The following is a 24,079-nucleotide window of genomic DNA, read 5'->3' on the forward strand; positions in this document are numbered from 1 at the left end:
CCACTCGACGGGGCAGACTGAAGCCATGGCATACGTCGCAGGCGGTGGCGAGTTCAACCGCGACACCAACTACATCACCACACGCATCACGGCCGACGGCCGCGACGGCTATCCCGTCGAACCCGACCGCTACCGGTTGATCGTCGCGCGCGCCTGCCCGTGGGCCAACCGCACCATCATCGTGCGCCGCCTACTCGGCCTGGAAGACGTGCTCTCCATTGGCTTTTGCGGCCCGACACACGACGAGGACAGCTGGACCTTCGATCTGGACCCGGGCGGCGTCGACCCGGTGCTGAAGATTCCACGGCTCAAGGACGCCTACCTGAAGCGGTTCCCCGACTACCAGAAGGGCATCACGGTGCCCGCGATCGTCGAGGTCGCCACCGGTGAAGTGGTGACCAACGACTTCGCGCAGATGACGCTGGACTTCTCCACCGAGTGGACCAAGTTCCACCGTGCAGGCGCCCCACAGTTGTATCCGGAAGAGCTGCGCGACGAGATCGACGAGGTGGCCGAACGCATCTACACCGAGGTGAACAACGGCGTGTACCGGTGCGGGTTCGCCGGCTCACAGGACGCCTACGACAAGGCCTATGACCGGTTGTTCACCGCGTTGGACTGGCTGTCCGAGCGACTGGCGAACCAGCGCTATCTGGTCGGTGACACCATCACCGAGGCCGACGTGCGGTTGTTCACCACCCTGGCCCGGTTCGACCCCGTCTATCACGGGCACTTCAAGTGCAACCGGTGCAAGCTCACCGAGATGCCGGTGCTATGGGCCTACGCGCGGGACCTGTTCCAGACGCCCGGTTTCGGCGACACCATCGATTTCGTGCAGATCAAACAGCACTACTACATCGTGCACAAGGACATCAACCCGACGCAGGTGGTGCCCAAAGGTCCCGACCTGTCCAACTGGTTGACGCCACACGGCCGGGAAGCGTTGGGCGGCAGGCCTTTTGGCGACGGCACGCCGCCGGGGCCGACGCGTGAGGGTGAGCGGGTGCCTGCCGGGCACGGCGCCGACGTCAACCGTGCAGCTTGAGGTAGACCGACAGCGCGAAAAGTGCGACCAGACCTGCGAACCCGGCCACCGCGGTGATGGTGGTGCGGCGGCGCCGTCGCGCAAGCTCACCGGAGGAAAGCTCGTCGACAACGCCGCTCGCTAGGCCGAAAGTCTCGACCAGCGCGAGCCATTGCGCTTCGTCGACGACGTAGCCGGGTTGATCGACGAGATCGACGTCGTCACGCCAGTTGTACCGGTATTCGCCAAAGTCGCCTTTAATGCGCCGGGACTCGATTTTCAGCGGATGTAACCCTGGAACAGCCACCACCACAAGCGGTTCGGTCACCCAGCTTTCGCCGCTGTTCCTCGTGTGCCGGGCAGGAGTCGCCGATATCTGCGCCAGGGGAGCCGTGGCGATCACCGCATGGGTGGTCGCGTCGGTGATCCGAACGACATTGTCCGCGTCGATCTCCATGACGAGGGGTGGCGGCGTTGGCGGCTTCTTGGCCCAGAAGTTCGGCGAATACCGCTGCGGACGCGGAACCAGCTCACAGCGGTGCATCATGGACGCACGCTAACACCGCGCGGCTGCTACCGACCCCAAATGTCTACGGCCACACCGTCCGCACCGACCACTCCGCGTGCGGCACCGGGAACTCGTTGCCCGCCTCGTCACGGACCAGGGTCGGCAGTTGCACGGCGATGCCGAACAGCCTGCCCCGATGCGGATCGACGGTGGGGATGGTGACGGCCAGCTTGGTGTCCGGACGGAATTCGCCGACCACGTCGCCACCCTCATAGGAGCGCACCAAAACCCATGGCGCGCGGGCTATTTCGGGTGGCACGGACAGCTGCACGGCGTGCTTCGGGTCGACCGCCAGCTCGCCGTCGGTCTTCGGCGTCTCACAGTCGGTGGGGTTGAGCACCTCGCAGAACCGGTACGGCCCCACCCGCACCAGTTGGCCGTCCGAATAGGCACTGATCTCCGGGTGCTCGGGCGGTGGGTGTTGCGCCAGGCGCCACACCAGCACACCGGTCAGCACGGACGCGACAAGGACCACGATCGCCAGCGAGGCGATGACACGCTTCACTCGGGCGCCACCGCCGCCCGGTCCTGCCGTCCACCCTCCTGCTCCGCGAGCACCGGACGGTTACCGCCGAACCCGGGTATCAGCGATTCGCCGTAGTAGCTCACGACCGTCTGCGCCAGTCCGACGATCAGCACCGCGGTGATCGCTGTGAAGCCGACCCACAGGTCGGTGTACACCAGCACTCCGGTGGCCCCGCCCGCCACCCACGCCAACTGCAACAACGACTCCGAGCGCCCGAAGGCCGACGCCCGCGACTTCTCCGGCAGGTCGTTCTGCAGCGACGCGTCCAGCGAGGCTTTCGCGATCGCCGCGGCGGCCGACGTGATCAGCGTGGCGATCGCCGCGACCATCAGCTTCCCGGTCAGCGCGGTGGCCAACGCGAACAGCGTGACCGCCGTCGCGCACCGCACCACCAACAGCGCAGGGTGACCCAGCTTCAGTCGCGCCGCGGTGAAGTTGCCCGCAAAGTTGCCAACGGCCGCGGCCGCGCCGATCACCCCGAGAATGCGCAACTGCTCCCACCCGCTGGCGTCGTGTGACTTCGCGACGAACGCGGGGTACAGGAACAGGAACCCGACCATCACCTTGATGGTGCAGTTACCCCACAGTGCGGCAATAATGTTGCGGCCCAAAGGTTGTCGCGGCTCGGCCGACGGTTTGTGCTGATCGTGGTGGCGGCGCAGTTCGCCGCTGCGGCCGTGGTAGGACAGCGTGGCAGGCACCTCGCCCTCGGTCACCTCGACCCACTTGGGGATGCGCATCGACAGCGCCGCGCCGACGAGCGTCACCGCGACGACGACATACAGCGCGCCGGGCAGATGGATCAGGCCGAGCATGTACTCCGCGCCCGCGGCGATGGCGCCGCCGACCATGGTGCCGCCCAGCAAGCCGAACGTCGTCAGGCGCGAGTTGACCCGCACCAGGTCGATCGTCGGCGGCAGCACCCGCGGCGTCACCGCACTGCGCAACACGCTGAATGACTTGGACAGCACCATCATTCCGAGTGCACACGGATACAGCACCCACGACGGGTAGCTGCCCGTCGCGCCGTCGTAGTTGGCGACCAGCACCATCACCAGCGCTGTGCGCAACGCGAACGACAGCGCCAGCGCGACGCGGCGGCCGTGCTGCAACCGGTCCAGCGCGGGGCCGATCAGCGGTGCGATCACCGCGAACGGCGCGATGGTGATCAACAGGTACAGCGCGACCTTGCCCTTGCTCTCCCCGGACGCCGCGGCGAAGAACAGTGTGTTGGCCAATGCGACGGCCATCGCCGCGTCGACGGCGAAGTTGGCCACCACCGGCCACGTCAGCGCGGTCAGCCCTGATTTGTCGGCACCGTCGGCGGTGGCCGCGCGGTGGACCAAACCGTACATCTTGGAACCCATTTCGCGGCTGCGCTGCGCGGCCGCTCTGGTGACGGTGACCTTCTGGCCGCCGCTCCCACCGGCGCTCCGGCGCGGTGGTGGCGGCTCCGAGGTGTACGGCCGCGCGGGCTCGTCCAGCGGCGGCAGCCAGCGGTTGGCGCTCGGCGTGGACCGGCGCGAGCGCCGGTAGCCGCCGTCGACGTTTGGTTCGCTGGGATAGTTCGCCATCCCGGGATGTTCATCGGACGGCGGGCGCGGCGGGAAGTAGCGAGGGTCACGCCGCGGTCCGGTCACCCCACGATTCTCCCCCATCGAGGCGGTAGCGGGCGTGCAGGTGACCGGTGTGGCTCCACGTTCGCGGGTCAGGCAGTATTGATGGCGATGGACAGCGTGAACACCGAAGATCGCCCCGATCTGGAGGCGGTGCTCATCGGCGCCGTCGAGCAGGCGCGCGCCGCGATCGTCGAGTTCAGCGGTGAGGACACCGTGGGTGAGTACCTCGGCGCCACGTTCGAGGACCCGACGGCCGCCACCCATCGGTTTTTGGCCGACATGCCTGGTTATCGCGGCTGGCAGTGGGCGGTCGTGGTGGCCGCCTGCCCCGGCGCCGACCACGCCACCATCAGCGAGGTCGTCCTGGTACCCGGGCCCACGGCGTTGCTGGCGCCCAAGTGGGTGCCGTGGCAGGAGCGCATCAAACCCGGCGACCTGAGCCCCGGCGATCTACTCGCCCCGCCCGCCGACGACCCGCGGCTGGTGCCCGGCTACCTGGCTACCGGCGATCCGCAGATCGACGAGGTCGCCGTCGAGGTGGGCTTCGGCCGCCGCCAGGTGCTCGGCGAGTTGGGCCGCAGCGACGCCGCGCAGCGTTGGCACGACAGCGAGTTCGGGCCCGGATCGGCGATGGCCAGGTCCACCCGGCGGGTCTGCCGCGACTGCGGCTTCTACGTTCCGCTGGCCGGCGCGCTCGGCAGGATGTTCGGCGTGTGCGCCAACGAATACGCCGCCGACGGACACGTCGTCGACTCCGAATACGGTTGCGGCGCACACTCGGACACGCCGCAGCCACCGGGCACCGGGTCGCCGATGTACGACCCGTTCGACGACGGCGTGCTCGACGTGGTCGAGCCGTCCGACTAGCTTTTCGGGTCGGACTCCTCATCGCGGCTCGTACCTCACCGCTTGATCGTCGTCCGACTAGCTTTTCGGGTCGGACTCCTCATCGCGGCTCGTACCTCGCCGCTTGATCGTCGTCCGACTAGCTTTTCGGGTCGGACTCCTCATCGCGGCTCGTACCTCGCCGCTTGATCGTCGTCCGACTAGCTTTTCGGGTCGGACTCCTCATCGCGGCTCGTACCTCGCCGCTTGATCGTCGTCCGACTAGCTTTTCGGGTCGGACTCCTCATCGCGGCTCGTACCTCGCCGCTTGATCGTCGTCCGACTAGCTTTTCGGGTCGGACTCCTCATCGCGGCTCGTACCTCGCCGCTTGATCGTCGTCCGACTAGCGTTCCGCGGCGGCCTTGATGCGCGACAGCGTCGCGTTCATCCCGTCGAGCAGTTCCTGTTCGAAGCTCGGCACACCGCCCATCACCGCGTTGATGCTCATGTTCGAGAACGCGGTGGTGCCGTTCTCGGCGTGCCGGGTTTCGGTGAGCCGGGTGCCGGACTCGGTGGGTTCCAGTTCGTAGCTCCAGATCGTCCGGTTGATCGGCACCCGGAACGCCAGCTTCTTCTCCGGAATGACCTCGGTGACGACGCTCGTCGTCGGCCAGTACAGCCGGTTGCGGCGGTTCAGGGTGACGGGCATGGGGCCCTGGCGCAGCGGGGCGGGGGTCTTCATCGCACGGCATTGCGGGCTCCACTGCGGCATCAGGCTCAGGTCCGAGACCAGTCCCCACACCTTGGCGACCGGCGCATCGATGTCGATCTGTGCTTGCAGTAGCGGCGCTGCCATAGCTTCTCCTCGGTCGAATTCAGCTGAGCCCAGTTTGCGCCCCGCGCGATCCGCGACGCACGGCGCGTCGCTGCCACAGCACGATCGACGTGCCGAGCGCGCCCACCCCGAGGCCCGCGATCGTGTACGGACGCCACCCGTGCAGGTCAGGCACCGTGAATGCCAGTACGACGGCGATCAGCCAACCCGCGGTGATCACGACGATCACCGGCCACGGCTTGAGTAGAGCGGCCGGCAGGGCGGGCGGTTCCGGTGCCACGCAGACAAGGTATCGGATTAACGCGACCTTCCGGAGATGACCTAGGTAGTCTTTGCGCTGTGAAAGACGTCGACGCCAGGCTGGCGAGCGATCTGTCGCTGGCAGTGATCCGGTTGGCTCGCCAATTGCGGTTCCGGCGTCCGGATTCCCACGTTTCGCTGTCACAGCTGTCGGCGCTGTCGACGCTTGCCAAGGAGGGGCCGATGACTCCCGGCGCGTTAGCCACGCGGGAACGCGTCCGGCCGCCGTCGATGACGCGGGTGATCGCGTCGCTGTGCGACCTCGGGTTCGTCGCGCGCACAGCGCATCCCGCCGACGGCAGGCAGGTGCTGGTGTCGGTGTCGCAGGCGGGCATCGACCTGATCGAGGCCGAGCGCCGGGCCAGCCAGGAGTGGCTCAAGAACCGACTGGACCGTCTCGAAGAGGACCAGCGCAAGACGCTGCTGGTCGCCGCCGACCTGATGTCGGGCATCGTCGACGAAAGCGCGTGAGCGCAAACGTAATCGACGTCGCCGACCCTGCGGATCGCCGGCTCGACGACTTCCGCGATCTCAACAGCGTGGACCGCAGACCCGATCTGCCGAGCGGTAAGGGTTTGGTGATCGCCGAGGGCGTGCTGGTGGTGCAGCGGATGCTGGCCTCGCGGTTTCGCCCGAGGGCGCTGCTCGGCACCGACCGTCGACTGGGTGAACTGGCCGACGACCTGGTCGGCGTCGACGCGCCGTTCTACCGGGTGGGCGCCGACGTGATGGCCGAGGTAATCGGCTTCCACCTCAACCGCGGGGTGCTGGCGTCGGCGTCACGTGCGCCGGAACTGACCGTGCCGCAGGTGATCGACGGGGCACGCACCGTGGCCGTGCTCGAGGGCGTCAACGACCACGAGAACCTCGGCTCGATCTTCCGCAACGCGGCCGGGCTGGCGGTGGATGCGGTGATCTTCGGTCTTGGCTGCGCCGACCCGCTGTACCGGCGCGCGGTGCGGGTGTCGATGGGGCACGCGTTGCTGGTGCCGTACGCCTGGGCGCAGGCCTGGCCTCGTGACCTACATACCTTGCGGGACAACGGCTTTCGTCTGCTCGCCATGACGCCAGAACCCTCGGCCGACACCCTCGCCGACGCGGCGGCGCAGGTGGTTGACGACAAGGTCGCGTTCCTCGTCGGCGCCGAGGGGCCGGGGCTGACCGAGTCGGTGATGCGGGCCAGCGACATGCGAGTGCGGATCCCGATGTCGCGCGGAACCGACTCGCTGAACGTGGCCACGGCTGCCGCGCTCGCGTTCTACGAGCGGGCTAGATTGCTTGGGTGACCGACGACTCGACCCCGTGGGCGATGGGACTGACGGTGGCCGGCTTCGTCGCGGCGGTCACCGCCGCCGCGGTCGTCGTGCTCAGCCTCGGTCTGACACGCGTGCATCCGCTGCTGGCCGTCGGCCTCAATCTGGTCGCCGTCGGCGGGCTGGCCCCGACCGTGTGGGGTTGGCGGAAGCTACCGGTGTGGCGGTGGTTCGTGTTGGGGTCCGGCGTCGGAGTGGCCGGGGCGTGGCTGGCGCTGCTGGCGATGGCCCTCGGCGGGCTGATCGGATAAGACGTCTCAGCGTTGGCCGCTGGAGCGCACGCCGAGTAGGACGTCCTCCCACGCCGGGACGGCGGGTTTGGTCTTGCGGGTGCGCTGCGGCTTCGGTGCGGGCACCGGCACCGGTGTTTCGATGGGCAGCGGCGGTTCCGGCTCCTGGTGTTCGAGTTCGGCCACCGGGGCCAGCGGGCGCAGCGGCCGGGCGAAGTCGGGGTCGATCAGCTCACATGCCGCGTCGTCGAACGCGGTGACGGTGCCGCCGTGGGCGCCCGGGGTGAACCGGAAATGCGCGACGTTGTCGGACAGGCCTGCTTTCCAGCCCAGTTGCACGGTCCAGCGGCCGTCCTCGTTGCGCCAGGCATCCCAGTTGGTGGAGTCCGGATCCAGCCCGCGGGCCACCAGCGCCGTCGTCACCGTCTCCAGCAGTGTCAGCACCGAGGGGCCGTCGGCGAGCACCGGGTGCGCGGCGGAGGCCAGTTCGGCCGCCCGTGCGCGCTCCAGCAACACCGGATTGGCAAACCGCTGAACACGTTCGATGTCGACCCCTGCGGCCGAGGCGACCTGCTCGACGGACGCGCCCGCGCGGATCTTGGCCTGAATCTCCTTGGGACGCAGCACGTTTTGGACCTCGGTGTCGGATTGGGGTTCGGTCGGGTTGACTCGGTCGCCGCGCATCGCGGCGCGCAGACGGTCGTCGGGTCGGAGCAGGAACTTCTCGCCGAGGCCCTCGGCCTCGCAGATGATGCGTTTGCCGTCGATGTCGAGCCCGACGACTTTGAGTTCCCGCATACAGACCTCCTCCGGACCAGGACCCAAGCCCGATTACCTGGACCCTACTGTGTTATCTCTCTGTGACCCTGCTGACACGCTGGGACTGGTTATGGCGGCGATCGAATAATTCGCGGCGCGGATCGCTTACACCCTTGGGGAGTGCTGAGGCGGGGGTGTGAAGGAGCGAAAAAAGTGAACGCACAAAAGGTGAGGATCTTGAGTGTGATCGCCGCCGCCGGCGTGGTCGGATTCGGTGCGGTGGTGGTGGCGGCGACCGAGCCGGTCGACTCGGCGTCGGGTTCGACCATGCAGACAGGTGTGACGCAGACCCCGACGGCACCCGCTGATCAGCCGGAGGTCGGCAAGGCCGCGCCGGCCATCAAGGGTCCGGCCCCATTGCCCAAGGAAGAGCAGGGCCTGCCCGGTTAGAGCCGTTCGACCACCCAGTCGATGCACTTCGTGAGAGCGCTGACGTCGTCGGGTTCGACGGCGGGGAACATCCCGACCCGCAATTGGTTGCGGCCGAGTTTGCGGTACGGCTCGGTGTCGACAATGCCGTTGGCCCGCAGCGTCTTGGCGACCGCGGCGGCGTCCACGTCGTCGGAGAAGTCGACGGTGCCGACCACCTGTGAACGCAAGGCGGGATCGGCGACGAACGGTGTCGCGAACTTCGACGCCTCGGCCCAGTTGTAGAGCCGTTGCGAGGAGTCGGCGGTCCGCTTGACGGCCCAGTCGAGGCCGCCGTTGCCAAGTAACCAGTCGATCTGCTCGGCGAGCAGGATCAGCGTGGCGATCGCCGGGGTGTTGTACGTCTGGTTCTTGGTGCTGTTGTCGATCGCGATGGGCAGTGACAGGAAGTCGGGCACCCAGCGGTCGGCGGCGGCGATGGCCTCGACGCGAGCCAGCGCGGCGGGCGACAGGATGGCCACCCACAACCCGCCGTCGCCGGCGAAGTTCTTCTGCGGTGCGAAGTAGTAGGCGTCGACTTCGGTGATGTCGACTGGCAGACCGCCCGCGGCGGAGGTGGCGTCGATCGCGATCAGCGCATCGCCTGCCCCGTCGGGCCGCTGCACCGGCACCGCGACGCCGGTCGAGGTCTCGTTGTGCGCCCATGCGATCAGGTCGACTGACGGATCCGACTGGGGCTTCGGCGCGCTGCCGGGGTCGGCCTTGACGATGACGGGGTCGCCGACGAACGGGTTCTTCACCACGCACGAGGCAAACTTCGAGCTGAACTCGCCGTAGGTCAGATGCAGTGAGCGCTTGTCGATCAGGCCGAACGCGGCGGCGTCCCAGAACGCCGTCGAGCCGCCGTTGCCGAGGATCACCTCGTAACCGTCTGGGAGCGAGAACAATTGGCGCAGCCCGTCGCGGACCCGGCCGACGAGGTTCTTCACCGGTGCCTGCCGATGCGACGTGCCGAAAAGATCGCCCGCGGCGGCCAGCGCCTGCAACTGCTCGGGCCGGACTTTGGACGGCCCGCAGCCGAAACGTCCGTCGGCGGGTTTGAGGTCGGCGGGAATGGTGAGGTCGGCCATGCGGTCAAGAGTAGTGATCGGGCGGAAGTAACCGAAAAGTGGGGAATCACCCGCGGAATCGGCACATACTGAGACTGGTCGGGCTTTTGCTGCGAGGGCATGTCTCATGGGTAGAAGGGCAGCTGCGGCGTTGCTGACCGCGTATGCCGCCGCGGCGCTGGTGGTGACGACGGCGCCGGCGAAGGCCGACGGCGATCAGGGCGGCGCGGTGCTGAACCAGATCAATGCGGTCCGGGCGGCCAACGGGTGCGGTCCGGTCGCCGTCAATCCGGCGCTCACCGCGTCGGCAGCGAGGCAGGCCAACGACATGCTTGCCAACGGGGTGGTGAACCACACCGGTTCGGACGGCTCGACGCCCGCGCAACGCGTCGCCGCCGCCGGGTACACGCCGTACGCCTCGATCGGCGAGGTGGTGTTCTGGGGCACCGACTCCAGCGGCACCCCGGCGGCCGCGGTGACGTGGTGGATGAGAAGCCCGAACCATCGCGCGATCATCACCGACTGCCAATTCACCGAGGCCGGGTTCTCGGCTGTCAGCAACGGCATGAAGATGACGGCGGCCGGCGACTTCGGCAAGCGATAGTTCGCGCAGCTGGAGATGTGGCCCAAGTCACATCGGCGACGTGCAGGGCCGACGCGCCACATTGAGATTTCGGGTCTGTTCAATATGCGATACCTGCGGTACCGTCGTTGGACATTAGGGCTCAAATGTAAACCTCATAGGAGGTCTCGATGGCTCGCACGAAGCTCGTCCGACGGTGGCGCCGCAACATGGAGGTAAGCGACGACACCGAGTACGTCGAGATGCTGACCACACTGTCCGAGGGGTCGGTGCGGCGCAATTTCAACCCGTACACCGACATCGACTGGGACGCCCCCGAGTTCGAGGTGATCGAGAACGACGAGCGCTGGATCCTGCCTGCGACCGATCCGTTCGGTCGTCACCCCTGGTATCAGGCGCAGCCAATCCAACGTCAGATCGAGATCGGCATGTGGCGCCAGGCCAACGTCGCCAAGGTCGGCCTGCACTTCGAGTCGATCCTGATCCGTGGGCTGATGGAGTACGCCTTCTGGACGCCCAACGGCTCACCGGAGTACCGGTACTGCCTGCACGAGGCGGTCGAAGAGTGCAACCACACCATGATGTTCCAGGAGATGGTCAACCGCATCGGCGCCGACGTGCCGGGCATGCCGCGACTGCTGAAGTGGGTGCAACCGCTGATCCCGTTGGTGGCCGGGCCGCTGCCCATCCCGTTCTGGTTCGGCATCCTCGCAGGCGAGGAACCCATCGACCACACGCAGAAAAACGTTCTGCGCGAAGGCAAGTCGCTACACCCGATCATGGAGCGGGTGATGGCGATCCACGTCGCCGAGGAGGCTCGCCACATCTCGTTCGCGCACGAATATCTGCGCAAGCGAATCCCGAGGCTGCCGCGGCGTAAGCGGTTCTGGTTGTCGATCTACGTGCCGATCGTGATGCGCGTGCTGTGCTCGGCGATCATCGTGCCGCCTCGAGCGTTCTGGAAGGAATTCGACATTCCACGTTCGGTGCGCAAAGAAGTGTTCTTCTCCTCGCCCGAGTCCCGCCAGATGCTGCGCGACATGTTCGGCGACGTCCGGATGCTGTGCAAGGACACCGGACTGATCAACCCGGTTGCCAAGCTGGTGTGGCGGATCTGCAGGATCGACGGCCGGCCCAGCCGCTACCGCAGCGAACCGCAGCGCCAGCACGTGGTGGCCGCCGCTTAGGAGTGCAATGCCGCACGTAATCACCCAGTCGTGTTGCAGCGACGGGTCCTGTGTCTACGCGTGCCCGGTGAACTGCATCCATCCGTCACCGGATGAGCCGGGCTTCGCCACCGCCGAAATGCTCTACATCGACCCGGCGGCCTGCGTCGACTGCGGCGCGTGCGTCAGCGCGTGTCCGGTCGGGGCGATCGCGCCGGACACCAAGCTGGCACCCGAGCAGTTGCCGTTCGTCGAGTTGAACGCCGCGTTCTATCCGAAGCGGGAAGGCAAGCTGCCGCCGTCGTCGAAGTTGGCGCCGGTGCTCGAGGCGCCCTACGTCGAGTCCCGCGCCGGTGGGCCGCTGACGGTGGCGATCGTCGGCTCCGGGCCCGCGGCCATGTACGCCGCCGACGAACTGCTCACCCAGCAGGGCGTGCGGGTCAATGTTTTCGAACGACTGCCGACGCCATACGGATTGGTGCGGGCCGGGGTCGCTCCCGACCACCAGAGCACCAAGCGGGTGACCAAGCTGTTCGACAGGATCGCCGGGCGGCGCGGGTTTCGGTTCTACCTCAACGTCGAGGTGGGATCGGACCTGACGCATGACGAACTGCTCGCCCATCATCACGCCGTGCTGTATGCCGTCGGCGCGCCGAGCGATCGTCGCCTCGACATCGACGGGATGGGCCTGCCCGGCACCGGTACCGCCACCGAGGTGGTGGCCTGGTTCAACGGCCATCCCGAATATGCCGATCTGCCAATCGATTTGAGCGATGAGCGAGTGGTCATCATCGGCAACGGCAACGTCGCCCTCGACGTGGCGCGCATCCTGACGACGGACCCGGACGTGCTGGCGCGCACCGATATCGCCGACCACGCGTTGGCCGCGCTGCGCGAGTCGCGGGTCGAGGAGGTGGTCATCGCGGCCCGCCGCGGCCCCGCAGATTCGGCGTTCACGCTGCCGGAATTGATCGGGCTGGCGTCGACGTGCGACGTGGTGCTCGACGCCGCCGACCACGATCTCGTGCTGCGTGACCTCGCGGACGCCTCAGATCCGTTGACGCGCAACAAACTCGAGGTCCTGTCCAAGCTCGGCGATGCGTCCACGCCTGCCACCCGCCCCCGTATCCGGTTCGCCTACCACCTGACACCGCATCGCGTCGTGGGGGACACGCGCGCGGAGGCGGCCGAGTTCACGATGACGGGCACCGACGAACAGCGAACCATGTCAGCCGGATTCGTGCTGACCTCAATCGGCTACCGCGGCAAGCCCATTCGGGGTCTGCCGTTCGACGAGTCGGCGGCGGTGGTACCCAACGAGGGCGGCCGGGTCATCGGGGCGCCGGGCAGTTACGTCGCAGGCTGGATCAAGCGAGGCCCGACCGGATTCATCGGCACCAACAAGTCATGCGCCGCGGAAACGGTGCACAACCTGGTGGCCGACTACAACCGCGATCTGCTCACCGACCCGACCGGCAAGGCGCTGGACAAGTTGGTGCGCAGTCGCAGGCCCGACGTCATCGACGGTGGGGGATGGAAGGCCATCGACGCCGCGGAAATCGCTCGCGGCGGCGGAGTGCGGCCACGCGACAAGTTCACCGCGGTCAGCGACATGCTCGCCGCCGCGGCCGCCGCGCCCACACCGCCGGTGCACGAGCGCCTGTTGGCGGCCCTGCGTCGGTAACTGTCTTTCGCGCGCCGAGAGTACGGAATATGACGAAAAATCGCTGAAAACCGTCATAAAACGTAGTCTCGGCGGCCGAAGTTTCCCGAAATCCACCCGGCTGACGGGCGGCTTCGCGTATAGCAAAAGCCATGCGTCCTGCTGCCTATATCGGTCGGGTCGGAGGATTGGCCGTTGCGCTGGGTATCGGCGTCGCGCTGGCCACCGGATACGGGTGCGCGCCGGCGTGGGCGGATACGCCTGATTCGACCGCCACCGAGAAGGCGTCGACCACCTCCGAGACGGCCGACCAACCGTCGAGTGAGCCGACGAAACCCGAGACCGTGACCAGTCCGGAGCCGAAGGACGACGACGAGGTCACCAAGCCGACGAAGAAGAAGCCCAAACCCAAGAAGACGGTCAAGTCCGCGGACAGCGCCAAACCCGCGAAAGCGCCCGCGAGCAAGGTCGCCGCCGCCGAGGTGAAGGCGGACACCGACACCGACACCGACCCGCAACCGTCTGCCAAAGCGGCGGTCGCCGAGAAGCCGGTGACATCCGTTGCGGCGCAGACTCTCTCGGCAACCCCGCAGACCACATCAGCCGCGGTGACCACGAAGCTGACCACACCGCCCGTCCCGTCGCTGCGGCCGTGGCCGACGGCCTACGACCCGACCACCGTCGTGACCTACGTCGGCGGCCTCGTGTCCAGCGTGGTCAAGGCGGTGCTCGATCCGTTCGCGGCCGGTTTGCCGTCGGCACCCACGCAGCCACCTACCGCGTGGACCCTGCTGGCGTGGGTGCGGCGCGAATTGTTCAACGGCACACCGCGCGTCCACCCGGTGGTCAACCCGCAGCAGAACGGGCTCGTCACCGGGAACATCGGCGCCGTCGACCCCGACGGTGATCCGCTGACCTACACCGTGGTCGGCAGGCCGCTCAACGGCGGCACGCTCGAGGTGGATCAGGACGGCAACTTCACCTACCGGCCGATGAACGCGATGGCCGCGGTCGGCGGCACCGACGAGTTCACCGTCGTGGTCAGCGACAAGGCGGCCGGCCTGCACGTCCACGGCCCGATGGGATTGTTGAAGTTCGTGCCGATCCTCGGCAACTTCATCAACCCCGGCGGCGGTGACGCGGTGGCCCAGAAGATCACCGTCAACGTCGACCCGGTGGCGGGCGTCGACCTGTCGTTCCCGGCGAGCTTCCACTGGGGCGTGGCGCACGCAGGCTTCCAGGCCGAGGGCGGCCCCAACTCACCCGTCGACCCGAATTCGGATTGGTACAAGTGGGTGCACGACTCGATCAATCAGTTGTTGGGCATCGCCAACGGGGTGCCGGAGAACGGGCCGGGCACGTACGTCTCCTACGACAGCGACGCGGCACTCGCCCACGACCAACTCGGCATGGACACCTTCCGGATGAGTATCGAGTGGAGCCGCATCTTCCCGAACTCGACTGCCTCCGTTGACATCTCCGACGAGGGTGGCACCGTCAGCCTGGCCGACCTGCAGGCCCTCGACGCGCTGGCCAACCAGGCCGAGGTGCAGCACTACCGCGATGTGTTCGACTCGCTGCGCGCACACAACCTGGAACCGCTGGTGTCGGTCAACCACTTCACGTTGCCGACGTGGGTGCACGACCCGATCACGGCGCGGCCCCTGATTCAACTCGGGCTGCCTGCGCCCGCCGCCGGTTGGCTGTCGCCGACGACGCCCGACGAGTTCGAGAAGTACGCCGCTTACGTCGCGTGGAAATACGGCGACCAGGTCGACAACTGGACGACGCTCAACGAACCGTTCCCGCCCGTGCTGACCGAGTTCCTCGCCATCCCCGGCTTGGTGCCGAACTGGCCGCCGGGGGTGATCCGGCCCGACCTCGCGTCGACGTTCCTGGTCAACGAGGCCAAGGGGCACGTCGCGGCATACGACGCGATCCACCAGTGGGACACCAAGATCGCCAAGGACGGCCAGCCCGCGGCGTTCGTCGGATTCACCAACAACATGATCCCGGCGCGGCCGGCCAATCCGATCAATCCGCTGGACGTGCAGGCCGCGAACGCGTGGAACCAGTTCTACAACAAGTGGTTCCCGAACGCGGTGATCGACGGCTGGGTCGACGCGAACTTCGACGGGATCAAACAGGCGAACGAAATTCACGAGGACTTCAAGAACAAGGTCGACTTCATGGGCGTGCAGTACTACGGGTCGCAGCCCATGCAGGGCTTCGGCCTGGCGCCGATCCCGGGCTTCCCGTTCCTGCAGGGTCTGCCGGTGCGGTGCTCGGCGTCGCAGCCAAACTGCAGCGACTTCAACCAGCCCACCGACCCGGGCGGCTTCCGCGAAGTGCTCGAGCTCGCGGCGTCATATGGAAAACCGTTGTGGGTAACCGAGAACGGTATCGCAGACGACGAGGACACCAAGCGGCCGTCGTACATCGTGAGCCACATCGCGGTGGTGCAGGACCTGCTCGCCCACGGGATGGACATCCGCGGCTACACGTATTGGTCTTTCGTGGACAACCTCGAATGGGTCGAGGGCTACGACCTGCAGTTCGGCCTCTACGGGTCCGATCCGACGACGCCGGAGCTGGAGCGCACGCCGAAGCCGGCGAGCATCGCCGCGATCAGTGCGATCACCAAGGACGCCAACCACTCGCTACCGCTGAGTGTGCTGGCGATGTACATCCCGGGATTGGCTGTCTAGCCCTGCTGCATCGCCTCGGCGATTTCCTCCATCGACACCTCGCGCACCGGCTGGCCCAGTGACCACTGATGTCCGAACGGATCGCGGAGCACGCCGTAGCGGTCACCCCAGAACTGGTCGTCCAGCGGCGCGACCACGGTGGCGCCTGCGTCGAGCGCCTGCTGGAACTTCGCGTCGACATCCGTGACCGTCAGGTGGATGGTCACCGGTGTGCCGCCGAGCGCCGTCGGGGTCGACGGCTTTCCGTCGTTGTACTCCGGGAAGTCGTCGTTGAGCAACACCGTCGAGCCGTTGATCTGCAGCGCGGCGTGCACCAGTTTGCCGTCCGGTCCTGGCACCCGCCCCAGCTCTACAGCGTCAAAAGCCTTGACGTAGAAGTCGATTGCGGCGGCGGCGCCGTCGACACACAGATGCGGGGATACGGATGGTTGTACTTCGATTGCCATGTCGGCCATACAACCACCCGCCACCGACACGTGGGCGCGTTCAGACGACAGAGAACGGCGACGGCAACTCGGCTCGTCCCGTCAACGCCAACAGCACGGGTTCGCCATGCCCTGCGAAGGCCGCGATACGCGCCGCCAACACGGTCGCCTCCTCCAACACGTCGGGCGGCGGTGTGAACGAAATGCCAACGGCGCGAGCAATATCCAGTCCATGCACTGCCAGCTCGAACGTCCGTGTCGGCAAATAGGCGTGCAGCCGGATGCCTGCGCCGCCGATCACGGTGATCAATGGATCGCCGACGCCATCCAACTCATCCAGCACCCGCGACACCAGTCCGTCGACCGTCGCGGCTGGATCATCTCCGAGGTCGCGGCCCGCCTGCCTGCCACGCTCGAGGACACCCTCCGGCTCCAGTCCGAGCACCGTCGGATTCACCATGGCGTAGTACTCGTGCGGTGTCTTGATGTCCTCGCGCTGGGCGGGCTGCTGCAAGTAGGTGCTGACCGTGATCAGCGAGCGCGACGCGTGACCGACCAGCGAGCGCAGATCCCACTCGCCGAGACCGGGACCGTCCCAGCCGCCAGCCGGAAGCTCATGCACCAGCGCGGCGAAACTGTGCGCCGCCGAGGCGAAGGTGGCAACCGGATCCGTCACGAGTTCGCGACTTGGTCCCATCCTTCGACGGACTCGGGGCTGCGCGGTCCCGGACCGACGTAGATGGCCGCCGGGCGAACCAGCTTGCCAAGCCGCTTCTGCTCCATGATGTGCGCACACCAGCCCGCGGTCCGCCCGCAGGTGAACATCGCGGGCATCATCTTCGTCGGCACCTGTGCGAAGTCGAGAATGACTGCGGCCCAGAACTCCACGTTGGTCTCGATGGCGCGATCCGGGCGACGTTCGCGGAGTTCGGCGAGCGCGGCCTGCTCCAACGCGGCAGCCACCTCGTACCGCGGCGCGTCCAGTCGCTTCGCCGTGCCCCGCAACACCCGGGCCCGCGGATCCTCCGCGCGGTAGACGCGGTGACCGAAGCCCATCAGCTTCTCTTTGCGGTCGAGGATGCCCTTGACGACCGCGCGGGCGTCGCCGGTCTGCTCGGCTTCCTCGATCATCGGGATCACCCGGGCCGGGGCACCGCCGTGCAGCGGACCGCTCATCGCGCCGATCGCCCCGGACAGCGACGCCGCGACGTCGGCACCCGTCGACGCGATCACCCGTGCGGTGAACGTCGACGCGTTCATGCCGTGTTCGGCCGCCGTCACCCAGTACGCGTCGATGGCCTCGACGTGCCGCGGGTCCGGTTCACCCTGCCAGCGCGTCATGAAACGCTCTGTGACCGTGGAACATTGGTCGATGGTCCGCTGCGGAACCGCGGGCTGGTAGATGCCGCGCGCGGACTGCGCGACGTACGAAAGCGCCATCACCGATGCGCGGGCCAACTGGTCGCGGGCGGTCGCGTCGTCGATGTCGAGCAGCGGCGGGTAGCCCCAAATGGGCGCCAGCATCGCCAGCCCGGCCTGCACGTCGACGCGGACGTCACCGCTGTGGATGGGCAGCGGGAACGGTTCGGCTGGCGGCAGGCTGTGCCCGAACTTGCCGTCGACCAGCAGCGCCCACACGTCACCGAAGGTGACCCTCCGGTTGACCAGATCTTCGATGTCGACGCCCCGGTACCGAAGCGCCCCGCCGTCCTTGTCCGGTTCTGCGATCTCGGTGGTGAAGGCGACCACGCCCTCGAGCCCCTCGACGAAACCTTCCGGTACCGCTGACGTCGTAGTCATGGCCAAATTCTTGCACTCGCGCCGTCCGCGCTGTCTACCGGTCGGTAACCAGGCGACAGACGGCCGCGGCGTATTTTTGTCGGGTGGCAACTTCCGACGACGAACGCCTGGCCCGGATGCGGGTCGAGTACGGGTCCGCCGAGAAGGACGGCAGCAGCGACCTGGACGCCGACTGGCTCGCCGACGGCTGGGTGGCGCTGCTGCGCAAGTGGTTGGCCGACGCCGAGGCCGCGGGCGTCGCCGAACCGAACGCAATGGTGGTCGGGACCGTCGACGAGGTGGGAAGGCCCGCGACGCGTGCCGTGTTGTGCAAAAGCGTGGACGAAACCGGGATCACGTTTTTCACCAACTACGACTCGGCCAAGGGCGAACAGTTGGCGACGACGCCGTACGCGTCGGCGACCTTTCCGTGGTTCCTGCTCGGCCGCCAGGTGCACGTGCGCGGTCCGGTGACCAAGGTGTCCGCCGAGGCGACCGCCGACTACTGGTCCAAGCGGCCCCGCGGTTCGCAGTTGGGCGCGTGGGCGTCGCAGCAGTCCAAGCCGATCGCGTCGCGCGCGGCGCTGCTGGAGCAGCTGGCCGAGGTGACCGCCCGATTCGCGGACCTCGACGCGGTGCCGGTGCCACCGAACTGGGGCGGCTACCTGATCGCACCCGAGGTCGTGGAGTTCTGGCAGGGCCGGGAAAACCGGGTGCACAACAGGATTCGCGTTTTTAGCGTCACCGGCGGGCCGGTGACATCGGAGAATTGCCGCGTCGAGCGGCTCCAGCCGTAGTGCGCAGACTTTTCGCCGACACCACACCGCTGCAATCCCCGGATTTCCGGCGGCTTTGGCTGTCCGGCATCGTGACGGTGATCGGCGGAAACCTGACGATCTTCGCGGTGCCGGTGCAGCTGTACGCGCTGACGCAGAACTCCGCCTATGTCGGGTTGTCCGGGCTGTTCGCGTTGGTTCCGCTTGTCGTGTTCGGACTGCTCGGCGGCGCATGGGCCGACGCGATGGACCGGCGCACGCTGTTGATCCTCGCCTCGATCGGGCTGGCGCTGTCGTCGGTGTTGTTGTGGCTTCAGGCCGCGCTGACGCTGAACAACGTCTGGGTGGTGCTGTGCCTGCTGTCGGTGCAGCAGGCCTTCTATGCGATCAACAGCCCCACCCGGTCGGCGGCGATCCCGCGGATGGTGTCCGGCGAGCAGCTGGCCGCCGCCAACTCGCTGAACTTCACTGTGTTCCAGTTCGGGGCGATCGTCGGGCCGCTGTTGGCGGGTGTGCTGCTGCACTGGGTCGACCTGTCGACGCTGTATTTGATCGACGCCATCACCTGCATCGTGCCGATCTGGGCGACGTTCCGGCTCGCGCCGATGCCGCCCGTCAACGGGGCCAGCGGCTCGTCGGGATACGGATTCACCGCGGTCATGGACGGTTTCCGCTACCTGGCGGGCAACCAGGTGGTGCTGATGTCGTTCGTCGTCGACCTGATCGCGATGATCCTCGGCATGCCGCGCGCGTTGTTCCCGCAAATGGCGCACCAGAGTTTCGGCGGACCGATCGAGGGCGGCACCACGATGGCGCTGCTGGCTGCGGCGATGTCGGCGGGCGCGGTGGTAGGCGGGGTGTTCTCCGGCTGGTTCCCCCGCATCAAGCGCCACGGCTTCGCGGTGGTGGTCTCGGTCGTCGTGTGGGGTGTGGCGATGATCGGCTTCGGACTGGCGGGCGGGTTCGCGTCCGGCCACACCGGCATCTGGCTGTGGATTGCGTTGGCGTTCTTGGCAATTGGTGGAGCGGCCGACATGGTGTCGGCGGCGTTCCGGTCGACCATTCTGCAACAGGTGGCGTCCGACGATCTGCGTGGCCGGCTACAGGGTGTGTTCACGGTCGTGGTCGCAGGCGGCCCCCGGTTGGCTGACGCCGCCCACGGTGCGGCCGCCGCGGCGGTCGGCACCACAATCGCCGCCGCGGGCGGCGGGGCGCTGGTGGTGGTCGGCGTGCTGGTCGCCGCGCTGGTCGTGCCTGCATTCATCCGCTACCGGGTGGCTGAGGGCGACAAAGTATGACCGTCGCCAACTGTCGGTAGTCGCCACTTTCTAAGCGAAAACCTAACAACCATGCTTAGGATGCCCTTCGTGGCTGAAGTCAGGGGCGTGCCAGCCCTCGGTTTGCGGGAACGTAAAAAGCAACGCACCCGCGCCACCTTGATCGACGCGGCGGTCGAACTCTGCGACCGCCAGGGCTTCGAGCGCACCACCGTCGACCAGATCGCCGCCGTCGCCGACGTCTCACCGCGCACCTTCAGCCGGTATTTCGCGACCAAGGACGCCATCGCGTTGGCGCTCGTCGACGACGCGCTCGGCACGGCCGCCGAGGAACTCAGCAAGCAGCCCGCGGATCTGAATCACTTCGAGGCGCTGCGTCGCTCCTATATCGCGATGTACACCGGCACGAAGACAGCGCCGCCGGGCGCGCTCTCGGCGGAGCGAATGCTGTGCATCGTCCGGATCATCATGTCGTCACCGACGCTGCGGCACGCGGCGCTGGAGTTCCGGCCCCACGCCGTCAACATCGAACTGGCCAAGCGGCTCGGCGTGCCCATCGACGACCGTCGGCTGCGCCTCGTCTCCGCGATGTGGGGCGGGATCATCATGACCGCGTTCGCCGATCTCGGCTTGCCGGAGGTCGACTGGGCCACCGTCGACATCGACAGCATCGTCGCGCGACTGGAGGCGACATACGCCGAGTTCATGGCTGAAATCTCCGACGCGCGACCCTCGGTCTAGCTAAGTCGCCGCCCCCGCTCGGGCACGACTGCTGGAATGGGACTACCTTTTGTAGGGCAGACCTCCGCATTGACGGCAGCGACGAAGGGATTCCCGTGGCCGATAACCCATCCAGTGGTGAGCACGCCAGCCTCTCTTACCCCGGCGGCGAGCTTGACTTAGACATCGTCACTGCCACCGAGGGGGCCGACGGCATCGCGTTGGGTTCGCTGTTGGCCAAGAGCGGCTACACCACGTTCGACGAGGGGTTCGTCAACACCGCCTCCACCAGGAGCGCGATCACCTACATCGACGGCGACGCGGGCATCCTGCGCTACCGCGGCTACCCGATCGAGCAGCTCGCGGAGAAGTCCAATTTCCTCGAAGTCAGCTATCTGCTGATCTACGGCGAGCTGCCCACGACGGAGCAGTTGGAGAAGTTCACCCACCAGATCCAGCGCCACACGCTGCTGCACGAAGACCTGAAGCGGTTCTTCGACGGCTTCCCCCGCAACGCGCACCCGATGCCGGTGGTGTCCAGCGCGGTGAACGCGCTGAGCGCGTACTACCAGGATTCGCTGGACCCGTTCGACGACGAGCAGGTGGAGCTGTCCACCATCCGGCTGCTGGCCAAGCTGCCGACCATTGCGGCGTACGCGTACAAGAAGTCGGTGGGCCAGCCGTTCCTGTACCCGGACAACTCGCTGAGCCTGGTGGAGAACTTCCTGCGGATGACGTTCGGCTTCCCGGCCGAACCGTACGAGGTGGACCCGGAGGTGGTCCGGGCGCTGGACCTGCTGCTCATCCTGCACGCCGACCACGAGCAGAACTGCTCGACGTCGACGGTGCGGCTGGTCGGCTCGTCGCAGGCCAACCTGTTCACCTCGATCTCCGGCGGCATCAACGCGCTGTGGGGTCCGCTGCACGGCGGCGCCAACCAGGCGGTGCTGGAGATGCTGGAGAAGATCCGCCAGTCCGAAGGCGACGTGCACGACTTCGTCAAGAAGGTCAAGAACAAAGAAGACGGCGTCAAGCTGATGGGCTTCGGCCACCGGGTGTACAAGAACTACGACCCGCGGGCGCGCATCGTCAAGGAGCAGGCCGACAAGATCCTCGGCAAGCTCGGCGGCGACGACGAATTGCTCGACATCGCCAAGGCGCTCGAAGAGGTCGCGCTGACCGACGACTACTTCGTCGAGCGCAAGCTCTATCCGAACGTCGACTTCTACACCGGCGTGATCTACCGCGCGATGGGCTTCCCGACCCGGATGTTCACCGTGTTGTTCTCGGTCGGCCGGCTGCCCGGGTGGATCGCGCACTGGCGCGAGATGCATGAGGACGGCAGCGGCAAGATCGGTCGTCCGCGGCAGATCTACACCGGCTACACCGAGCGCGACTACAAGGCCCTCGACGCCCGCTGAGGCTTCACGGGTTCCGCCGAACGTGGGTTACCCGCACGCTTTGGGCGGGCGAGGCGTGGCATAACCCCACATTCGCGGCCTGAGACGCATTTCACCGCGCCCGAGCTTGTACAGCCAACAGTTGTAGTTTCACAATTGTTGCGTGAATGAAGCTGTCGTCCGGTCGTTGAGCTCGCGGCGCAAGGCCATCATCCTGGTGACCTGCTGCCTGAGCCTGCTGATCGTGTCGATGGACGCGACGATCGTCAACGTCGCGATACCGAACATCCGCGCCGATCTCGGCGCCAAGGCGTCGGAACTGCAGTGGGTGATCGACATCTACACGCTGGTGCTCGCCTCGTTGTTGCTGCTCTCGGGTGCCACGGCAGACCGCTTCGGGCGCAGGCGGACGTTCCAGATCGGGCTGGTCGTCTTCGCGGTCGGGTCGCTGCTGTGCAGCTTGTCGCCCAACATCTCGATCCTGATCCTGGCTCGCATGCTGCAGGCCATCGGCGGTTCGATGCTGAACCCGGTCGCGATGTCGATCATCACGCAGGTGTTCACCGGACGCGTCGAGCGCGCACGCGCGATCGGGGTCTGGGGTGGAGTCGTCGGCATCTCGATGGCGCTCGGCCCGATCGTGGGCGGCGCGCTGATCGAACTCGTCAACTGGCGGGCGGTGTTCTGGATCAACCTGCCGATCTGCGCGCTCGCCATCGTGCTGACAGCCATCTTCGTACCGGAATCGCGCTCGGTCACCATGCGTGACGTCGACCCCATCGGCCAGGGTCTCGGGATGGCGTTCCTGTTCGGCGTGGTCTACGTGATGATCGAAGGCCCGGCCCGCGGTTGGACCGACACCCGCAACATCGTGGTCGGCGTCGTCGCGCTGCTCGCCTTCGTGGCGTTCCTGTACTACGAATCGCGCCGCCACGATCCGTTCATCGACCTACGGTTTTTCCGCAGCATCCCGTTCGCCTCGGCGACGATGATCGCGGTGTGCGCGTTCGCCGCATGGGGCGCGTTCCTGTTCGTGATGTCGCTGTACCTACAAAATGAGCGGGGCTTCTCGGCGTTGCACACCGGCCTGATCTATCTGCCCGTTGCCGTTGGCGCGCTGATCTTTTCACCACTGTCGGGCCGGATGGTCGGTCGGTTCGGCAGCCGGCCGTCGCTGCTGATCGCCGGCGTTCTGATCACCGCCGCGACGGTGTTGCTCACGCGGTTGACCGCGACCACCGCGGTGTGGCAGATCCTGGTGATCTTCGCCGTGTTCGGCGTCGGCTTCTCGATGGTCAACGCGCCGATCACCAATGCGGCGGTCAGCGGCATGCCGACCGATCGGGCGGGCGCGGCCTCGGCGGTGGCCTCGACCAGTCGTCAGGTCGGCGTGAGTGTCGGTGTGGCGCTGTGCGGTTCGGTGGTCGGCTCCGCGTTGGCCGGGACGGGCGTCGACTTCGCGGTAGCCGCCAGGCCGCTGTGGCTGATCTGCACCGGGCTGGGTGTGGTGATCCTCGCGCTCGCGGTGTTCTCCACGTCGGCGCGCGCACTGAGATCCGCGGATCGACTGGCCCCACTGGTGGCCGGGACTGCGGTGAAGGAGAGCGCCGATGTCCGATGACGTTCTGGCCGACGGGGTTTGGCGGACGATTGCGTCGCTGGTGCACGACAACCGCGACGGGTGGAAGCGCGCGGTCGTCGAGTGCAGCGGGCTGCCGTTCAGCAGGGTGCGCATCCTCGTGCGACTGAGCAGGCAGTCGATGACCGTCAAACAACTCGCACACGCCGCGACGATGGATCCGCCCGCGACGACGGTCGCGGTCAACGATCTCGAGGACCGTGGCCTGGTGGTGCGCGAAACCGACCCGACGAACCGCCGCTGCAAGGTCGTCTCGCTCACCGACGCAGGCCGCGCGATGGTCGACAAGATCGACGCGGTCGAGGATCCGGCGCCTGCCGCGCTGGCCGCGCTCGACCCCGCGGACCTGAGGGCTCTGCAGACCATCCTGGACCGCGTGGCAAGCCGCTAGCCATATCATTTGGC

26 protein-coding genes are annotated in these 24,079 nt (G+C 67.1%); 16 read left to right on the forward strand and 10 right to left on the reverse strand.

All coding sequences use genetic code 11. The features are described from left to right. The first annotated feature begins 25 nt into the window (after nt 1–25). Complete coding sequence (locus C1A30_RS30830; protein ID WP_101952019.1) at nt 26–1,045, forward strand: glutathione S-transferase family protein; 1,020 nt, start codon at nt 26–28, stop codon at nt 1,043–1,045. Here the strand turns inward: C1A30_RS30830 and C1A30_RS30835 are convergent. From C1A30_RS30835 to C1A30_RS30845, 3 genes are all read right to left on the reverse strand, one after another. Then, entirely contained in the window at nt 1,029–1,481 is a 453-nt protein-coding gene (locus tag C1A30_RS30835; protein WP_142392687.1) for a hypothetical protein, read from the reverse strand. The genes C1A30_RS30830 and C1A30_RS30835 overlap by 17 nt on opposite strands. Nucleotides 1,482–1,614: 133 nt before the next feature. Further along, nucleotides 1,615–2,097, reverse strand: a complete 483-nt coding sequence (locus C1A30_RS30840) for a DUF2771 domain-containing protein (protein ID WP_101952021.1) — start codon at nt 2,095–2,097, stop codon at nt 1,615–1,617. Next, the gene (locus C1A30_RS30845; RefSeq protein WP_200828568.1) at nt 2,094–3,692 is read right to left on the reverse strand and encodes an MFS transporter; all 1,599 of its coding nucleotides are present in this window, start codon (nt 3,690–3,692) and stop codon (nt 2,094–2,096) included. Before C1A30_RS30845 ends, C1A30_RS30840 begins: the two co-directional genes overlap by 4 nt. A gap of 147 nt (nt 3,693–3,839) precedes the next feature. On the opposite strand from C1A30_RS30845, the gene C1A30_RS30850 reads away from it, so the two are divergent. Further along, nucleotides 3,840–4,604, forward strand: coding sequence for a DUF3027 domain-containing protein (locus tag C1A30_RS30850; protein ID WP_101952023.1), 765 nt, complete (start codon nt 3,840–3,842; stop codon nt 4,602–4,604). A gap of 362 nt (nt 4,605–4,966) precedes the next feature. Here the strand turns inward: C1A30_RS30850 and C1A30_RS30855 are convergent, their stop codons facing one another. Beyond that, entirely contained in the window at nt 4,967–5,419 is a 453-nt protein-coding gene (locus C1A30_RS30855) for an SRPBCC family protein (protein WP_101952024.1), read from the reverse strand. A 19-nt stretch (nt 5,420–5,438) separates the two neighbouring features. Next, complete coding sequence (locus C1A30_RS30860) at nt 5,439–5,678, reverse strand: DUF2530 domain-containing protein (RefSeq protein WP_101952025.1); 240 nt, start codon at nt 5,676–5,678, stop codon at nt 5,439–5,441. Nucleotides 5,679–5,737: 59 nt separating this feature from the next. Between C1A30_RS30860 and C1A30_RS30865 the strand changes: the two genes are divergently transcribed. Genes C1A30_RS30865 through C1A30_RS30875 form a run of 3 tightly spaced genes read left to right on the forward strand, consistent with a single transcriptional unit; the run spans nt 5,738 to nt 7,262 of the window. Further along, the gene (locus C1A30_RS30865) at nt 5,738–6,169 is read left to right on the forward strand and encodes a MarR family winged helix-turn-helix transcriptional regulator (protein WP_101952026.1); all 432 of its coding nucleotides are present in this window, start codon (nt 5,738–5,740) and stop codon (nt 6,167–6,169) included. Beyond that, entirely contained in the window at nt 6,166–6,984 is an 819-nt protein-coding gene (locus C1A30_RS30870) for an RNA methyltransferase (RefSeq protein ID WP_101952027.1), read from the forward strand. Before C1A30_RS30865 ends, C1A30_RS30870 begins: the two co-directional genes overlap by 4 nt. Before the next feature lie 23 nt (nt 6,985–7,007). Continuing rightward, nucleotides 7,008–7,262: a DUF2537 domain-containing protein gene (locus C1A30_RS30875; RefSeq protein WP_200828570.1), complete on the forward strand. Its 255-nt coding sequence runs from the start codon at nt 7,008–7,010 to the stop codon at nt 7,260–7,262. 6 nt (nt 7,263–7,268) lie between these two features. Here C1A30_RS30875 and sepH read toward each other — a convergent pair whose 3' ends face one another. Further along, complete coding sequence (gene sepH, locus C1A30_RS30880; RefSeq protein WP_101952029.1) at nt 7,269–8,039, reverse strand: septation protein SepH; 771 nt, start codon at nt 8,037–8,039, stop codon at nt 7,269–7,271. A 198-nt stretch (nt 8,040–8,237) separates the two neighbouring features. Here sepH and C1A30_RS30885 point away from each other — a divergent pair, with 198 nt between their 5' ends. After that, a complete protein-coding gene (locus tag C1A30_RS30885) occupies nt 8,238–8,450 on the forward strand; it encodes a hypothetical protein (RefSeq protein WP_142392688.1) in 213 nt (70 codons plus the stop codon). Here C1A30_RS30885 and serC read toward each other — a convergent pair. Then, the gene (gene serC, locus C1A30_RS30890) at nt 8,447–9,559 is read right to left on the reverse strand and encodes a phosphoserine transaminase (RefSeq protein ID WP_101952031.1); all 1,113 of its coding nucleotides are present in this window, start codon (nt 9,557–9,559) and stop codon (nt 8,447–8,449) included. The genes C1A30_RS30885 and serC overlap by 4 nt on opposite strands. Nucleotides 9,560–9,665: 106 nt before the next feature. On the opposite strand from serC, the gene C1A30_RS30895 reads away from it, so the two are divergent. The 4 genes from C1A30_RS30895 to C1A30_RS30910 all read left to right on the forward strand — a co-directional run bounded on the left by C1A30_RS30895 (nt 9,666) and on the right by C1A30_RS30910 (nt 15,658). After that, nucleotides 9,666–10,142, forward strand: coding sequence for a CAP domain-containing protein (locus tag C1A30_RS30895; RefSeq protein WP_101952032.1), 477 nt, complete (start codon nt 9,666–9,668; stop codon nt 10,140–10,142). A gap of 149 nt (nt 10,143–10,291) precedes the next feature. Beyond that, entirely contained in the window at nt 10,292–11,308 is a 1,017-nt protein-coding gene (locus C1A30_RS30900; protein WP_101952033.1) for a diiron oxygenase, read from the forward strand. Between the two features lie 7 nt (nt 11,309–11,315). Then, complete coding sequence (locus C1A30_RS30905; protein WP_101952034.1) at nt 11,316–12,971, forward strand: FAD-dependent oxidoreductase; 1,656 nt, start codon at nt 11,316–11,318, stop codon at nt 12,969–12,971. A gap of 131 nt (nt 12,972–13,102) precedes the next feature. Further along, the gene (locus C1A30_RS30910) at nt 13,103–15,658 is read left to right on the forward strand and encodes a family 1 glycosylhydrolase (protein WP_101952035.1); all 2,556 of its coding nucleotides are present in this window, start codon (nt 13,103–13,105) and stop codon (nt 15,656–15,658) included. Here C1A30_RS30910 and C1A30_RS30915 read toward each other — a convergent pair. From C1A30_RS30915 to C1A30_RS30925, 3 genes are read right to left on the reverse strand one after another with little or no spacing between them, the layout of a single operon-like run. Then, a complete protein-coding gene (locus tag C1A30_RS30915; protein WP_101953006.1) occupies nt 15,655–16,104 on the reverse strand; it encodes a VOC family protein in 450 nt (149 codons plus the stop codon). The genes C1A30_RS30910 and C1A30_RS30915 overlap by 4 nt on opposite strands. A gap of 40 nt (nt 16,105–16,144) precedes the next feature. Continuing rightward, a complete protein-coding gene (locus tag C1A30_RS30920; protein ID WP_101952036.1) occupies nt 16,145–16,780 on the reverse strand; it encodes a maleylpyruvate isomerase N-terminal domain-containing protein in 636 nt (211 codons plus the stop codon). Continuing rightward, on the reverse strand, nt 16,756–17,883 hold the full coding sequence (locus C1A30_RS30925) for a citrate synthase 2 (protein WP_101952037.1): 1,128 nt from the start codon (nt 17,881–17,883) through the stop codon (nt 16,756–16,758). Before C1A30_RS30925 ends, C1A30_RS30920 begins: the two co-directional genes overlap by 25 nt. 116 nt (nt 17,884–17,999) lie before the next feature. Here C1A30_RS30925 and pdxH point away from each other — a divergent pair, with 116 nt between their 5' ends. The 6 genes from pdxH to C1A30_RS30955 all read left to right on the forward strand — a co-directional run bounded on the left by pdxH (nt 18,000) and on the right by C1A30_RS30955 (nt 24,065). Next, complete coding sequence (pdxH, locus tag C1A30_RS30930) at nt 18,000–18,659, forward strand: pyridoxamine 5'-phosphate oxidase (protein WP_369974222.1); 660 nt, start codon at nt 18,000–18,002, stop codon at nt 18,657–18,659. Further along, on the forward strand, nt 18,659–19,936 hold the full coding sequence (locus tag C1A30_RS30935) for an MFS transporter (protein ID WP_101952039.1): 1,278 nt from the start codon (nt 18,659–18,661) through the stop codon (nt 19,934–19,936). The genes pdxH and C1A30_RS30935 overlap by 1 nt, the downstream gene beginning before the upstream one ends. Nucleotides 19,937–20,005: 69 nt before the next feature. After that, nucleotides 20,006–20,656, forward strand: a complete 651-nt coding sequence (locus tag C1A30_RS30940; RefSeq protein ID WP_101953007.1) for a TetR family transcriptional regulator — start codon at nt 20,006–20,008, stop codon at nt 20,654–20,656. A gap of 95 nt (nt 20,657–20,751) precedes the next feature. Beyond that, the gene (locus C1A30_RS30945) at nt 20,752–22,056 is read left to right on the forward strand and encodes a citrate synthase (RefSeq protein ID WP_101952040.1); all 1,305 of its coding nucleotides are present in this window, start codon (nt 20,752–20,754) and stop codon (nt 22,054–22,056) included. A 142-nt stretch (nt 22,057–22,198) separates the two neighbouring features. Continuing rightward, nucleotides 22,199–23,656, forward strand: a complete 1,458-nt coding sequence (locus C1A30_RS30950) for a DHA2 family efflux MFS transporter permease subunit (protein WP_101952041.1) — start codon at nt 22,199–22,201, stop codon at nt 23,654–23,656. Beyond that, nucleotides 23,646–24,065 carry a MarR family winged helix-turn-helix transcriptional regulator gene (locus C1A30_RS30955; RefSeq protein ID WP_101952042.1) on the forward strand — a complete coding sequence of 140 codons (420 nt, stop codon included), beginning with the start codon at nt 23,646–23,648 and terminating at the stop codon, nt 24,063–24,065. The genes C1A30_RS30950 and C1A30_RS30955 overlap by 11 nt, the downstream gene beginning before the upstream one ends. The last annotated feature ends 14 nt before the right edge of the window (nt 24,066–24,079 follow it).

The sequence above is a fragment of the Mycobacterium sp. 3519A genome, from assembly GCF_900240945.1.
Classification (GTDB): Bacteria; Actinomycetota; Actinomycetes; order Mycobacteriales; family Mycobacteriaceae; genus Mycobacterium.